Source organism: Paraburkholderia unamae, assembly GCF_003096875.1.
Taxonomy (GTDB): domain Bacteria; phylum Pseudomonadota; class Gammaproteobacteria; order Burkholderiales; family Burkholderiaceae; genus Paraburkholderia; species Paraburkholderia unamae.
In genome coordinates this window covers 189411-203842 of record NZ_QEOB01000012.1, presented here as the reverse complement: position 1 = coordinate 203842, position 14432 = coordinate 189411, and the positions used below count along the sequence as shown (strand labels likewise).

General features: G+C 63.3%; 13 protein-coding genes and 1 pseudogene. 5 read left to right on the top strand and 9 right to left on the bottom strand.

The genetic code is table 11. From position 1 onward, the window contains the following. Positions 1-191 precede the first annotated feature (191 nt). The 3 genes from C7402_RS24880 to C7402_RS24870 all read left to right on the top strand — a co-directional run bounded on the left by C7402_RS24880 (position 192) and on the right by C7402_RS24870 (position 3778). Positions 192-2510, top strand: a complete 2319-nt coding sequence (locus tag C7402_RS24880; protein WP_116612532.1) for a sigma-54-dependent transcriptional regulator — start codon at positions 192-194, stop codon at positions 2508-2510. Positions 2511-2787: 277 nt separating this feature from the next. After that, the gene (locus tag C7402_RS24875) at positions 2788-3090 is read left to right on the top strand and encodes a hypothetical protein (RefSeq protein WP_116612531.1); all 303 of its coding nucleotides are present in this window, start codon (positions 2788-2790) and stop codon (positions 3088-3090) included. 178 nt (positions 3091-3268) lie between these two features. Continuing rightward, positions 3269-3778, top strand: coding sequence for a molybdopterin-dependent oxidoreductase (locus C7402_RS24870; protein WP_116612530.1), 510 nt, complete (start codon positions 3269-3271; stop codon positions 3776-3778). Between the two features lie 73 nt (positions 3779-3851). Here the strand turns inward: C7402_RS24870 and C7402_RS24865 are convergent, their stop codons facing one another. Together C7402_RS24865 and C7402_RS24860 are read right to left on the bottom strand one after the other, a co-directional pair. Continuing rightward, positions 3852-4226: a gamma-glutamylcyclotransferase family protein gene (locus C7402_RS24865; protein ID WP_116612529.1), complete on the bottom strand. Its 375-nt coding sequence runs from the start codon at positions 4224-4226 to the stop codon at positions 3852-3854. Positions 4227-4304: 78 nt separating this feature from the next. Next, on the bottom strand, positions 4305-5105 hold the full coding sequence (locus C7402_RS24860) for a LysE family translocator (protein ID WP_244314934.1): 801 nt from the start codon (positions 5103-5105) through the stop codon (positions 4305-4307). Between the two features lie 13 nt (positions 5106-5118). On the opposite strand from C7402_RS24860, the gene C7402_RS24855 reads away from it, so the two are divergent. Next, positions 5119-6039 (top strand): LysR substrate-binding domain-containing protein, encoded by a 921-nt coding sequence (locus C7402_RS24855; protein ID WP_116612657.1) that lies wholly within the window; start codon positions 5119-5121, stop codon positions 6037-6039. Between the two features lie 50 nt (positions 6040-6089). Here the strand turns inward: C7402_RS24855 and C7402_RS24850 are convergent. From C7402_RS24850 to C7402_RS24835, 4 genes and pseudogenes are all read right to left on the bottom strand, one after another. Continuing rightward, positions 6090-6503, bottom strand: a pseudogene (locus C7402_RS24850) (CoA transferase subunit A); the annotation flags it as partial. A gap of 297 nt (positions 6504-6800) precedes the next feature. Beyond that, the gene (locus tag C7402_RS24845; RefSeq protein WP_133254544.1) at positions 6801-8150 is read right to left on the bottom strand and encodes a hypothetical protein; all 1350 of its coding nucleotides are present in this window, start codon (positions 8148-8150) and stop codon (positions 6801-6803) included. A 305-nt stretch (positions 8151-8455) separates the two neighbouring features. Beyond that, the gene (locus C7402_RS24840; protein WP_116612525.1) at positions 8456-8716 is read right to left on the bottom strand and encodes a hypothetical protein; all 261 of its coding nucleotides are present in this window, start codon (positions 8714-8716) and stop codon (positions 8456-8458) included. Further along, on the bottom strand, positions 8713-9960 hold the full coding sequence (locus C7402_RS24835; RefSeq protein WP_116612524.1) for an MFS transporter: 1248 nt from the start codon (positions 9958-9960) through the stop codon (positions 8713-8715). Before C7402_RS24835 ends, C7402_RS24840 begins: the two co-directional genes overlap by 4 nt. Before the next feature lie 92 nt (positions 9961-10052). Between C7402_RS24835 and C7402_RS24830 the strand changes: the two genes are divergently transcribed. Further along, the gene (locus tag C7402_RS24830; RefSeq protein ID WP_116612523.1) at positions 10053-10832 is read left to right on the top strand and encodes an AraC family transcriptional regulator; all 780 of its coding nucleotides are present in this window, start codon (positions 10053-10055) and stop codon (positions 10830-10832) included. Positions 10833-11038: 206 nt separating this feature from the next. Here the strand turns inward: C7402_RS24830 and C7402_RS24825 are convergent, their stop codons facing one another. The 3 genes from C7402_RS24825 to C7402_RS24815 are packed head-to-tail and all read right to left on the bottom strand — an operon-like array spanning position 11039 to position 14370. Continuing rightward, positions 11039-11563, bottom strand: coding sequence for a gamma carbonic anhydrase family protein (locus C7402_RS24825; RefSeq protein ID WP_116612522.1), 525 nt, complete (start codon positions 11561-11563; stop codon positions 11039-11041). Position 11564: 1 nt separating this feature from the next. Then, complete coding sequence (locus C7402_RS24820; protein WP_116612521.1) at positions 11565-13160, bottom strand: acyl-CoA synthetase; 1596 nt, start codon at positions 13158-13160, stop codon at positions 11565-11567. A gap of 37 nt (positions 13161-13197) precedes the next feature. Further along, a complete protein-coding gene (locus C7402_RS24815) occupies positions 13198-14370 on the bottom strand; it encodes an acetyl-CoA acetyltransferase (RefSeq protein ID WP_116612520.1) in 1173 nt (390 codons plus the stop codon). Between the last annotated feature and the right edge of the window lie 62 nt (positions 14371-14432).

The following is a 14432-nucleotide window of genomic DNA, read 5'->3' as shown; positions in this document are numbered from 1 at the left end:
CCGGAACCCGCGGTTAGCTGGGCCCGACCGCAAGTGGATGGCGACGCTCGACATGCCCGGGCCTGCTTGCCGCCGTCGAATCGACATTCCGGATACGCCGCGACGCACGGGATCGATGCGCCGTCATCGATCGCAGTCCGCGGGACATTTGCCATGACAATGCCACGCGTTCATCTGGAGCCCACGAGGCAATGAATACCCTTCCCTTCGCGGCGCCTGCCGGAGCCGGCGCGGACGACGACGCGTTCATTGGCGAGGCGCCTGCGTTTCGCCAACTGGTCAGGATGATCGATCGCGTCGCGCCCACCGATCACGCGTTGCTCATCATCGGACCCACCGGGTCGGGCAAGGAACTCGTCGCGCGCCGCGTGCACACGCGCAGCCTGCGCCACGATCAACCGTTCGTCGACGTGAATTGCGGTGCGATTCCCGAGCATCTGGTCGAAGCGGAATTGTTCGGGCACGTCAAGGGCGCGTTCACCGGCGCGGGCGAGAGTCGTCCGGGGCTCTTGCAGCAGGTCGGCAAAGGCACGCTGCTGCTCGACGAGATCGGCGAGTTGCCCCTCGCGCTCCAACCCAAACTGCTGCGCGCACTTGAAACGCGGACGTTCCGCCCGGTCGGCGCTTCGTCGAGCCTGCGCTTCGAAGGGCGCGTGGTCGCCTCGACTCACCGGGATCTGCGCGAACTGGCCCACCATGGGCTCTTTCGCGAGGACTTGTTTTACCGGCTCGCGGTGTTCGTGCTGGCCGTGCCCGGGCTCGACCAGCGCGTCGAAGACATCGCGGCGCTCGCCGCCCATTTCGCCTCGCAGCAGGCGCGCCGCATCGAGTTTTCGCCGGCCGCCATCAGGCGGCTCGGCCGGCATGCCTGGCCCGGTCATATCCGGCAATTGCGCAATCTGATCAGCCAGTTGAGCGTGCTCGCCGAACACCCGCTGATCGATGAAGACACGCTCGAGCCGTTTCTGCGCAGCGAAACGGCCGGCTCGGTTTCGCGTGCCGCGCTCGCGGACATGCTGCTGCAACTCGAAGGACGGGACAAACTCGCCGCCGCCGAAGACCTCCTCATCGATCGCGCGCTGGAGCGCAGCGCAGGCAACAAGAGCGCCGCCGCCAGCCTGCTCGGCGTCGGGCGCAAGACCGTCGAACGCCGCCTGAAGTCGCGCGAGGCGCACCATCGCGAAGCCCACAAGAGCCTTGAACTGGCGAGCGCGCTTGTCGATGCCTCGCGCTTCGCCGAGGCCATTCCTCATTTGCGGCGTTGCCTCGAAGCGGTCCAGACAAACCGCGACGAGGCCACCGCGCGCCGCACCCAGTTCGACGCCTACCGGCTGCTCGGCATGAGCCTGCGCAGCGTGCACGGCTGGCTGTACGCGGAAGCGACGGCTTGCTACGCGGCCGCGCTCGAAATCGGCGCGGGGGTTTGCGAGCCCGGCGAAATCGCAGCGATCCAGTTCGGGATCTGGACCACCCAGTTGACGACGCTCCAGCTCAAGCAGGCGCGCGCGAGCGCACAGGAGATGTTGCAACGGGCCCAGAACAGCGGGGAGCGCGTGTCGCTCGACGAAGCGCACGTCGCCATGGCCAATACCCTCTACTGGCTCGGCGACAGCGAAGAAGCGCTCGCCTGCCTCGCGCGCGGCAATCTGCTCGGCGTGACGCGAGACGATGTGCGCACCGGTTCGCAGGGCATCGATCTGGCGAGCCTCGCGTTGACATTCGAGGGCCTGGCTGCCTACCAGATCGGCGAGTTCGGACAGGCCCGGCGCGCGATGGAAATGCTGATCCTGCGCGCCGGCGAGCCGGGTCCGCACGCGCTGGCGCACGCCGTCAATCTGCAAGGCGCCGCGTGGCTGGCTTGCCTGTTCGACGATCAGACGCGGCGCGGGCCGCTCGCGAGCGAGCTCGAATCGGTGTCGATCGCCAACGGCTTCGCTTTCTATCGCGGCATGGGCCAGATATTTCGCGGCGCCCATCTCAGCGCGCAAGGGTTGAACGCGCAAGCCGAAGCCGTCATGCTCGACGGTTACGACAATCACATGATCTGCAACGGCGGCGCGCTGTTCCATTCCTTCAAGATGTGGCAGCACGGCGAACTGCTGCTGCGATCCGGCCGCGCGCAGCAATGCGAAACGATGCTGGCCGCGGCGGTCGACGAGACCCTCGCCCGCCAGGAGCGCGCCCATCTTGGCGAACTACTGGTCACGCGCGCGCGGGCGCAGTGGGCGCTCGGAGACTTGACGTCCGCCGAGCAGGGACTACGCACCGCCCTTTCAACGGCGCTCGCGTTCGGTGCGGTGCCCGCGCGCGTGGATGCCGCGCGCTATCTCGCCGAGTTCCTGCGCGCCACAGATCGACGCGCCGAAGCGATCGACACGCTCGCTCGCGGGTTGCGGGAGCAGTCGGCCGATTCTACCCGCCGCATTGCAGACGCCATCGCGTTGCTGGCCGAACTGCGCCACGACGCTTCTCTCGAACCGGGCGCCCAGGGCTCCGTCGCAGGCAGCTAAGTCACCCGACTCAGTCACCCCGCCAGATCGGACCGGAGTGGTCGAAATCGTCCACTCCCCGCTGTTTACGCGGACGGAATCGTCCTGCTCCGCCCGCTCGCGCGCCGCCCCCTCCCACCGCCACGGGGCCGTGGAACGCTGGCGCAATCGTTGCTTACCCTGTGCTATTCGGCACCGGGAAAAGGTCGACCCGCCCGCACCGAACTCACAACGGGGGACGCCCTGCGATACGCAATTCGCGTGCATGGCGTATCGATTCGACCGTAAGGCAAAAATAATGATAATCGCAATTGAAGAAGCAACACTTCAGCATCCAAAGCACGGCAATCCAGATACGAAGCGGGTGACAGCACGCCAGGAGGCGAAAACCGGGGCGCCGGGAGAAAGTCCCTATACGGCGAAAAATCTCGATGGCGCCATCACGCATCTTGAGATCGCCGTTGCCGTCGATGACAACATCGCCGTGTTCGGCCGACGCTATTGGCTCGATCGCGTGCAGCGAATGGCGTCCACTCCTCAGATCATGCCCGCCCAGGCTCGGCGGCTTCGGTCTTTGCTGGATCAACTCAAAGGCGCCTGAGCGCCCGGCCTCGGCGCAGCATGCGGGCCACGTCGCGCGGAACATAACGGCAACGGAATGGAGGGCATGCTCCAAACCGGACTGACTCCGGCGACGGCAAGCGTAGTATACGGGTCACTACATCGCGCGGCACGACATCGACCGCCTTGCTCACCCGTTTCGGCCCGGAGCCCCATCCATGGACATCGCAACCGCCCCCGCCCCTTCGGCTTCGCCTGTCGTCGACAATGCCGCCATGCAGCCCGGCTGGTTGCACCTCTCGGGCAGCCTCATGCGCCCGATGTCACTCTCGCTCGACGCGCTCAGGCAATACCCGGCCGCCGTGTGCAAGGCGTTCGATCTGCGCTGCTACACCACCGGGCGGTTCATCCGGACGGTCGCACCCTATCGCGGCGTGCGCCTGACCGCATTGCTCGAGCAGGCGGGTCTGCGCAACGACGTGCACGGCGACTTCAAACGCATGGTCTTTCTCGCCATCGGTCACGACGGTTACTTCGTGACGTTCTCGTGGCACGAGTTGTTCAATACGCCAGTGGGCGAGCAGGCAATCGTCGCGTACGAGTGCGGCGGCGCGGCGCTCGACGCGCACGACGGCGGCCCGGTTCTGTTCTGCGGCGCGGATCGCGTCCCTGCTCCGCGACACGTCAAACGCCTCGCGCGCATCGAAGCCCGCGTGCTGGCGCTCTGAGCGCTGCCGATTACGCCGGCTGGCGCAACACAACTTCAAAGCGCCGGAAACGATCGGGATCGCGCCGGGCCCGCTACGCCTGGCGCGGCGATGTCGCGTCCACGTACACCCACGCCGAAATACCGGAAGCGAGCGTGACACGATCGCGCCGATAATCGTCGACCTCGTATTCGTCAGCGTGTGCGAGTTCTTCCGCGGTGATCGCGAACACCGTCCCCGTCACCCGTTGCGATGCGTTCCCGGTATAGGCGACAACGGGGTGGTGCGTCTTGCCGCTCGTCGCAACGACCGCCGGGTCGTCGATCTTTAGCATCGTGAGCGAGTAGCCCGGCATTTCGTCGGCCTGGCCATCGAGCTTGCGGCCAAAGGTTGCCAGTTGCACCTGTTCCAGTTGAAGCGTGCCATAGGAAAACAGGTACTCGAAGGATGTGGGGTCAACGGTGAGCATGAGGCGTGTCGCGGAGCGTGTGAAAGTGACGGAGATGGCAGTCGCGGGCGGGCACCAAGCCAACCGGGCGTCCGGGCGCTAGCGGCTACCCTGCACAGCGCCTGCAAGCCCGGCAATGGCGATCAACAGCAGCAAGCCTGCCGCCGATGTGGAAATCCACCGCTGCTGCCGGTGAATCAGTGGATGCCTGAGCGCAGTAATGTAGCAGCTCAGGATCGTGAAATCGACAACGATCCAGAGTGCGGCCAGGATCACCAGGCTCGCGCGGACGTCCGATGTGATCCCGGTGAACTGGGGAAAGAAGGCGACGAAAAACAAAATGTCCTTGGGATTGGCCATGCCGACGAAAAAGCCGCGCAAGGCCGAGGGCAAACGCTGTGGCATGGACGCTGCCTTGTGCACGGGTTGAGGATCGGCAGGGCTGGCGCCACGCCATTCGCCATACAGCGTCCTGATCGCCAGAGCGGCAACGAACAGGCAACCCGGTATTTGCAGCCAAACGAGCAGACGGTCGCTGACGAGCACCACGCCGAACACCATGAGCGTCGCCAGCGCGATCAACAAAAGGCTTGCGGCATTCGCCCCCACCGCGGTCAAAACGCCTTGACGAGCGCCGCGTCGCGCTGTCGTCCCGACCACGAGCATGACAACCGGGCCCGGTGTCGCGACGAGCAGAACGATCGCGACCAGATAGGCAAGCAAGAGCGTGTAGTGAACAGACATGAGTAAAAGTTGAAATCGATACGGGCCCCACTCACTGCCAGTCCGAACAGATTGCGGCCCAGCATCGAGAAATAAGGGTTCATAGGTATAGTATTGCCTCACTGCGCGGCAGACGAAAAACGGAAAATACTGCGCGCAACCATGACTTTTACTCATGTGAATGCCCACGATGAAGGCGAAATCGCTTCCCCCTGTTTATGCATTGCGCGCGTTCGAGAGTGCCGCACGCACCGGCTCGTTTACGCAGGCGGCCGAGGAACTGAGCCTCACGCAGAGCGCGGTCAGCAAGCACGTCAAGACACTGGAGGAGTATTTCGGCCGAAAGCTGTTTGTCCGGCACGGGCCAAGATTAAGCGTCACGACGCAAGGCCTCGTGTTCGCGTCGGGGCTCAGGCGCGGCTTCCGGCAAATCGAGGAATCATGCAGGCTCTTTCATGCTCGACACGACGTCCTGCGGCTCAAGGCGCCCTCGACGCTGACGATGCGGTGGCTGCTCGATGCGCTCGCCGCCTTTCGCAAGACCCAGCCCGGATTCGAGGTGCAGATCACGAGCGTATGGATGGACGTCGATACCGTCGATTTTCTCAGCGAACCCTACGATTGCGCGATCCTCCTCGGCGCCGGCAGGTTCGGCGAAGACACGCACTGCATCAAGCTTTTCGATGAGTGGTTGATCCCGATCTGTTCGCGCGCGCTGGCGCCCGCGGCCCGCGCCAATCTTGCGGCATGCGATCTCATCCATCCGTCACCCGACCGCCGCGACTGGCGCCGCTGGCTCAAGGCCAGCGGGCACGAAGCCAACGTGGACATCACCGGCGGCCAGGTCTTCGACATGCTCGAACAGGGTATCGCCGCGGCCGCAGCCGGGCACGGAATTTCGATAGGGGATCTCGCGCTCTGCGCCAGCGCCATCGACGCGCGGCAACTCGTCTTGCCGTTCAAAACCGCCGTCGGCAGTGGCGACGCGTATTACCTCATCGGGCCGGAAGACTCGGAAAAGGCGGCGCAGGTGCAAGAACTTCACGCGTTCCTCGCAGGTAGGCTGCCGAGACTGGATTATCCGGACATCCGGTTCAAGGTTTCGCGTTAATTGCTGCGCGCGGGTCTACCTGCGAAACAGTTGCGGATGCCGGTCGATGCGTCGAAAATGCGCGCCTCCTTACCTTCGGCAATGACCGTACCGACGCCCGTGTGCGTGAAAAACGCGGGAATGCCCACGCCAGCCGGACGCAGCCGCTCGGCAAGCGTGCCTTGAGGCGTGAACTCCAGTTCGAGTTCGCCGGACAGATATTGCCGCTCGAACTCCTTGTTCTCGCCAACGTACGACGACACCATCTTCCTGACTTGCCGCGTTTTCAGCAGCATGCCCAGGCCAAAGTCGTCGATGCCAGCGTTGTTACTGATGCACGTGAGGTCCCTCACGCCGCTGTCGCGCAGCGCGAGAATCAGTTTCTCCGGAATCCCGCACAGTCCGAAGCCGCCAATCGCAACGGTCTGCCCGTCACCCACGACGCCGGCGAGTGCATCGCCGGCTGTCTCATACACCTTCTCCATTTCAGTCTCTCTGTTATGTGCAATCGCCTCTGGACTTGATGAACCCGTCCAGCGTTGCTTGCGTTCATTCGCGGTCTTTTCCCTGAATTCTGGCGTTATCCGGAAGCCCAGGGCAATGGCGATCGGCGCACGGTCTACGTGCGCAAATGCACAGCCACTTCTCGCGTCCCACGCTCGCCGCGCGGCGCATGGAGACCTGGCAGGCCGCCCTGCTGTGCAAATGTGCACACTCACCTTGCGCGCATTGCATTTTTCCGCTGTGCCGCGACGCGGATAATTTGATTGAACCGAGGCGCATCACGCGCCGGCATCCGGCAAGTCAATCAGCGAGACCGGTGTTTCCGTTGATACGAAGCACCGCTCGCACGATCGAGGAAAAGAGATCATGGCAATCAGAACAGTGGCGTTCATCGGCATCGGCAGCATGGGCGCGCCGATGGCGCGGCGCGTCAGCAGGGCGTCCGGATTGCCTTGCGGTGCGTTGATCGCGTCGAACCACTGGCTGATGACGGCATTGGCGCGTTGCTCCGGCGCGTTGTCATCGTTGCCGGCCGAAGCGTGCTGCGAACTCTTGAACACGATAAACGCCAGTGCACCTGCGGCTGCTATGCCGAACGCGATGAATGCGCGGCTTCGACGTGCCTGCGCCGGCGTCGGGCGCGACGGGGAAGACGGCCCCGGCGAGACCGGCGTTTGGTTGACCTTGTCCGAACCAGGCGCCTCGCGCGCCGACGCGCACCACGGACAGCCGCCCTCCATATCGGCGCGGTATGTGTGCGTGTTGTCCACCTCGCATGTGCGCATCGACGCTGCCATTGCCGCCAGTTCGCGCGACCAGCGTTCGGCGTCCGGGCGCGGCGTGGACCGCGTGCTGGAGGGGTCGGCAGCCCGACGGAAACAAGCGACGAGGCCCGGTGACAGCATGCTCGGCGTCACACGTTGCGCGCCGCCTGCGGGCGCGTTGCGCGCGTGTTCGCCGTTGAATAGCGCCGCCCAGTCACCCACGCTATTCTGGGTCTGGCCGTCATCGAGAAACACGAGTTTGAAAATCAGCCGCGCCAGCGTGAAATTGTCGTGATCGATCGTTCTCACCGTGCTTTCGCCTCGCCCGGTTTGCAACTCCGGTGGCGGGCATTGCAGTTCGGCGGCTGAATCCGATGGATCGATCGCTTCTCCCTCGAGGAGAAAACTATCGCAGCGCGTAAGTATTAACTCGTTATGCGAATCGATTAGCACATTGTGCAAATCGAGGTCGCCCACCAGCATATTCTCGGCATGGACGGTCGCAACGCATTGCGCCAGTTGGCCGGCGAAGCGCACGACGCCGCGCCAGTCGAGATCGGGAAGACTCGCTTGACGCTTCGCCAGCGGTATCCGTTGCGCAAGTGTCGATTGGTGCGCGACGAACGCAACGGCGACAGCGTCTTTTTCCTGGAACGTAAACGTTTCCATGGGCCACGCACATCGCGCGCGCAGCCGGGACGAGCCCGACGAGATCAGGCGGCCGATGCGTTCCATGCGGGCCTGACTATGTGGCGTCCGATAGATTTTTAGCAACCTGTCGTCGTTCTCGATACGATATGAATCCGACTGCCTGCCTGCACTCACGCGCTCGCGCAACTTCGGATGTTCGTTATCAAAACCCATATGCGGCGGCTCCAATACGGTACCGATTTGCCACTTGCGAACCACGGAACGGCCAGCAAACGCAGTCCGACCCGGCTGTTGCCAGCCCGGTCGTCAAATCAGTCGACATCGCCGGAGAATTCACATCGAAAACGTGAGCACGTTCCCGCATTAGAGTACGAGTATCGGTTCGGTCAGCAATGTGCGGCAACGCACATCCACGGGCAGCGAAGCGCCCTCCCCACACCATGCGCACGAGATGCCTTCAACCTGATCGTGTCGAATCGGCGCTGGATCCGGGAACGCGGCTCCAGGGTGCGCGCCTGCTAAAGCGCAAAAGAGAATACGTAGTCCACGGCGCACAGCACCCCGACGAACAAGATCGCCATCGGCAATAGCCTCCTCTTTTGCGTTTCCCAATCGCCTAGCCTTTCGGACGCCTCGCGCCGAGTCACCCCCCGCAGGGCAAAGGGATCGCTTTCGATCGCCTCCTTCATCCTCTTGATGTGCAGGCACAAACTGACATGTGACACCAGCGCGAATGTCCCGACAACGCCGAGGATGCAAACCAGGTCCGCTATCTTCATCTGCGGTCCTGCGAAGATTCGACGGCAGTGGCCTGCTTCGGCAGGAACACCGCGACGAAGCCCAGCACCGGGAGCCACGCACAAAGTGTGTAGACTGCCGTAATACCGAAGTGGTCCGCCATCCAACCCAACGTGGCTGCACCGATTCCGCCCAGACCGAACGCAAAGCCGAAAAACAGGCCGGACACCATGCCGACTCGTCCAGGCATCAACTCCTGCGCATAAACCAGAATGGCCGAGAACGCCGACGATACGATCAGGCCAATCAGCGTGATCAGGATCGTTGTCACCGCAAGATTGGCGTAAGGCAGTGCAATCGTAAAAGGCGCGGCGCCCAGGATCGAAAACCAGATCACGGTCTTTCTGCCGAGCCGGTCTCCCAATGGGCCGCCAATCAACGTCCCCAACGCCACCGCGCCGAGAAACACGAACAGGTGCAACTGCGCCGCACGTACGCTGATTCCGAATTTCTCCGTCAAATAGAACGTCAGGTAGTTGCTGATGCTCACCGTGTAGAAATACTTCGAGAACATCAGGACCACCAGAATCCCGACAACCGGCGCCACCACACGCGCGTCGATTGGGGGGACGTTAGCCTTTGCCTTGCGGAGTTTTCTCTGCGCGAGCTGGTCGTCGTACCACCAGCTCACGTGCCACAGCAAGATCATCGCCAGCAGGGCCGCGATCGTGAACCATGCAATGCTACCCTGACCGTTCGGCACGACGACCAAAGCCGCAAGAAGCGGACCAATCGCACTACCGGCGTTGCCGCCCACCTGGAAGATCGACTGCGCAAGTCCATGACGTCCGCCGGACGCAAGCCGCGCCACGCGTGACGTCTCCGGATGAAATACCGATGAGCCGACGCCCACCAGCATCGCCGCGCCAATCAACGCGAAGAACCCCCGTGCAGCCGACAGCGCGAACAGCCCGCAGAAGCTGAATATCATCGCGAGCGGCAATGAATACGGTTGTGGCCGGCGATCCGTGAAGCGCCCGATGAGCGGTTGCAAAAGACTGGCGGTGAGCTGGTAAGCCAAGGTGACAAAGCCGATCTGCCAATACGAAAGATGCAGCCCAACCTTGAAAACCGGATACACGGCAATCATCAAGGATTGAATCATGTCGTTGAGCAAATGCGATGCGCTCGTGACGCCGAGTATCCCGAATGCCGTCTCGTGTCGAACCTCGCTGGCCGGCTTCGATCTATCGATGCTGTGAACTGGAGTGGGCGCGATCTTCATGGCGTGAAAGAGGGTGAAGTTGGCAGCCCAGTTTAGGGATACACTGATCACCTGTCTCACGAGAAATTCCGCCCAATCGTCGCAAAACGGACATGCCACGCCACGCTTCCACCCAACGCGATCATCACCGCGACACGGTCCCGGTGAGCAGCCGGGCCGTTGATTTTCCGGCTGGCCATATCCGCCCGTTACACCATCATTCCGTCGCACAACTGATTTATGCGGTCGATGGCGTCATGGTTGTCAGCAGCGAAGCCGGTCAATGGATCGTGCCGCCCACTCAGGCCATCTGGATGCCGGCTCACACGGCGCATACGGTGCGCATGGTGAATGCGGTGACGATGCGTACGCTCTATATTCAACCGGACGCCGCGCGCGGTTTGCCGCAGCGTTGCCACACCGTTGCGATCCCCGACCTCCTGCGGCAGTTGATTCTGAGCGCCATGGACATAAAAGGCGACTACACAGCGGATTCTCGCGACGGGCGGCTGATGGGATTGCTTCTGGATGAGCTGAACTTTCTGCCCGTGCTCCCCCTGCATCTCCCGCTTCCCACCCATCCGTATCTCGTCGAAATTTGCCGACAGCTACTCGATGCGCCGGACGACAAGCGAACGCTGCTTGAATGGGCGCAGGTCGTCGGCGTCGATCCCAAAACGGTCCAGCGCACCTTCGCCCAGCAACTGAGCATGACCTTCGGCCAGTGGCGGCAGCAAGCCCGCCTGCTGATGGCGCTGGAGCGGCTTGCGACGGGTCGGAGCATTCTGGATGTCGCCCTCGGCCTGGGCTACGACAGCCCCAGCGCATTTACCGCGATGTTCAAAAAGCAGCTTGGCGTGGTGCCGAGCGAGTATTTCCGGCTCAGCGAGTGACCATGGTGAACGGCAGGATGCGCGGCGGCATCCGTTTCGCCGCGGCCTCCTTGTCCGGATGCTCGACCGGCAAACCGGGTTTGACTTCGACTTTCGGTGAACGCGCAACGAAGCCGCCCAGTCGTGCAGGACCACGTTGAATCCCCTTGTCACGTGGTCACGTGGCCCACAACAACGCTGAACGGCCCCGAAAATCACCGGCATCTCTACGCTATACGCTCCAGTTCGCGAGAGTACTGTTGCCCCCGCTCGTGATACTCCAGCGCATTCGCATAGATGCCCTGTGCAACGTCCGCCGTTACCGCGCGATGAAGCCTTGCGGGCGCGCCGATGAGCATGCTCTCGGCGGGAAATATCTTGCCCTCCCCAACCAGCGCGCCTGCGCCCACAAGGCAGCCATCACCGATCGTCGAACCGTTGAGCAGCACCGCCTGTATGCCGATCAGGCATCGGTTGCCCACCGTGCAGCCATGCAGCATCGCTTGATGGCCAATCGACGTCCACTCGCCTATCGTCGCCGGAAACCCCGGATCCGCGTGGATCACGGCGCCGTCCTGCACGTTGGTCCCGCGTCCGATGACAATGCGTTCGTTGTCACCGCGCAGGATCGCACCCGGCCACACCGACGCGTCCTCGTGGATTTCGACATCGCCTATGATGACCGCGTGTTCGGAAACGTAGGCCCCACGGTGCAAAGACGGCGTCTTCTTCCCCAATCGATAGACCGCCATCTCAGACCTTTTCCGCTTGATCGGCGCGGCTCGCCTCCCAGTCCGCCGCAAGCATCGCGCGCACATCCTTCTTCGTGATCTTGCCGTACGCCGATTTCGGCAATGCCTCCCAGAACACAAAGTGTCGCGGACACTTGTAGCGCGCGAGCCTCCCGTCGAGATGCTCCAGCAGCGCCTCGGGCGTCACCTCGCATCCCGCGCGGCACACAACCACGGCCACACCCATTTCGCCCCATTTCGGATCGGGCATGCCGAGCACCGCGACCTCGTGCACGGCATCATGAAGCAGCAGCGCCTCTTCGACTTCGCGCGGATACACGTTGGAGCCGCCGGAAATATACATATCCGATGACCTCCCGGTGATATACAGGAATCCTTCACGATCCAGATGGCCGAGATCGCCTGTGTGGAACCAGCCGTGCTTGAACGCCTTGGCATTCGCCTCCGGGTTGTTGTCGTACCCGCTCATCACGGCCGGCCCGCGCACGCAGATTTCGCCCGTCTCGAACGCTTCGAGCCGGTGGCCGGCGTCGTCGATAATCGCAATTTCGATGCCCGTGCGCGCGTAGCCGCACGTGCCGGGGCGGCTGCCGGGGCTGTCGTCGTCGGCTTCGTGCAGATGTGGCGGCAGCACGGTGATGTTGCCGGTCACTTCGCCAAGGCCGTAGTACTGCACGAGCACGCACCCCAGCTTGCGCAGCGCGTGCTTCTGGTCGGCGCGATACATCGGCGCGCCGGCGTAGATCACGAACTTGAGCGAGCGGTGATCGTACTGATCGACCGCAGCGTGTTCCGTGAGCATCTTCACGATGGTGGGCACCGTGAACATGTTGTCGATACGATGCCGCTCGACGAGCGCCCACACTTCCTCGGGATCGAGCTTTTCGCTGTTCGGCAGCACGCTTGCCGCGCCGCGCGCGGTATTGACGATGGCATGAATACCCGCGCCATGCGAAAGTGGCGCGACGACGAGCGAGCGCGAGCGCGCATCGAGGCCCGGCATCAGATCGGCGAGATGGTTCGTGACGACGAAAGCCATTTGCCCGTGCGTGAGCGTGCCCGCCTTGGGGTGGCCGGTCGTGCCCGAGGTATAGAAGAACCACAGCGGATCGTCGCGCTCGACTTCCTCCGCCCTGAAGCTGCCGCCTGGCTGCGCCGCCAGCGCTTCATACGCCAACTCTCCCGCGCGCGGTTCGCCAAGCGCCACCACGTGTTCGAGCGTGGGCGTGGCGGCGCGCACCGCATCGACATAGTGCTCGAAACCGTGGTCGTACAGCATCACGCGCGCCCCGCTCGAACGTCCGAGATACGCCGCCTCGGGCGGCGCGATGCGGTAGTTGGTCGGCACCCAGACGGCGCCCAGCTTGAACGCGACCCATGCGCTTTCGAACAGCGGCAGGTTGTTGCGCGAGTGAACCAGGATGCGGTCGCCCTTGCGCACGCCGCGCTCGCGCAGCGCGGCGCAAACGGCATCCACGCGGCGGTTGATCCCGGACCAGCTCCAGGTCGCGCCGTGCGCGATGAAGCCGGGCTCGTCGGCGTGGCGCTGCGCCACCTGGGTCAGCAGGTCGCCGAGATTCATGACATTCGTTAGCATGCTTTAACCTATGTTCGGATGACGAAGCCAATCGCCTTCAAAATTGCCGTTCGAGGATGCTCAGATAATTCGTGACTGCCGCGCCGCCCATGTTGAACACGCCTGCCATCGCCGCGTTGGCGATTTGCATGTCGCCGGCCTCGCCCGCGAGTTGCATTGCCGCCATCACGTGCATCGACACACCGGTTGCGCCGATTGGGTGTCCCTTCGACTTGAGGCCGCCAGAAGGATTGACCGGCAAACGCCCGTCTCGCGCACTCACGCCGTCCAGAATCACGCGCGCGCCCTCGCCCGGTTTCGCGAGTCCCATGGCTTCGTATTCGAGGAGTTCCGCAACGGTGAAGCAATCATGCGTTTCCACGAGCGCGAGATCATCGAGCGTGACCCGGGCTTCCTCCAGCCCGCGTTGCCATGCGCGGCGCGCGCCCGCGAACTCCGTGCGGTCGCGGCGCGAAAGCGGCAGGTAGTCGCTCACCTGCACACTCGCGCGAAAGCCGATGCCGCGCCGTGCGCCCTGGGCGCTGTCCGCGGCGGCGATCACCAGGGCCGCCGCGCCATCGGAAATCAGCGAGCAGTCGGTGCGCTTGAGCGGCCCCGCGACAAACGGATTCTTTTCCGACGGCGTGCGGCAGAAGTCGAAACCGAAGTCGCGCCGCATATGCGCATAAGGATTCGCCGTGCCGTTTCGATGGTTCTTCGCCGCAATGGCCGCGAGCGCATCGGACTGGTCGCCATAGCGTTCGAAATACGCCTGCGCAATGGTGCCGAAGATGCCCGCGAAGCCGCCGGGCACGCCGGCTTCCTCCTTCGCGTACGAGCACTTCTGCAAGATTTCGCCCACTTGCGCGGTGGGCAACCCGTTCATCTTCTCCACGCCGATGACGAACGCGACTTTCGAGCGGCCCGAGCGCACCGCATCCAGCGCCGAATAAACGGCCGCTGATCCGGTCGCGCAAGCGTTCTCGCAGCGCACCGTGGACGCATAGCGAAGCTCGGGAATGGCGTTGAAAACGAGAGTGGACGGAAAGTCCTGGTACACGAAGCCGCCGTTGAACATGCCCACATGCACCGAGTCGACGAGCGCGGCGTCGACGCCCGCATGGTCGAGCGCACCGCGCGCGGACTGGGCGATCATGTCTTCCGGCTCCAGCGCATCGAACTTGCCGAACGGCAGGTGGCTCCAGCCTACGATTAGAGGTTCTGCTTTCACGAAATATCCTTGATCATTAGCATGACTAATCACTACGGCGTCATTGACTTCGTAGCATCGCG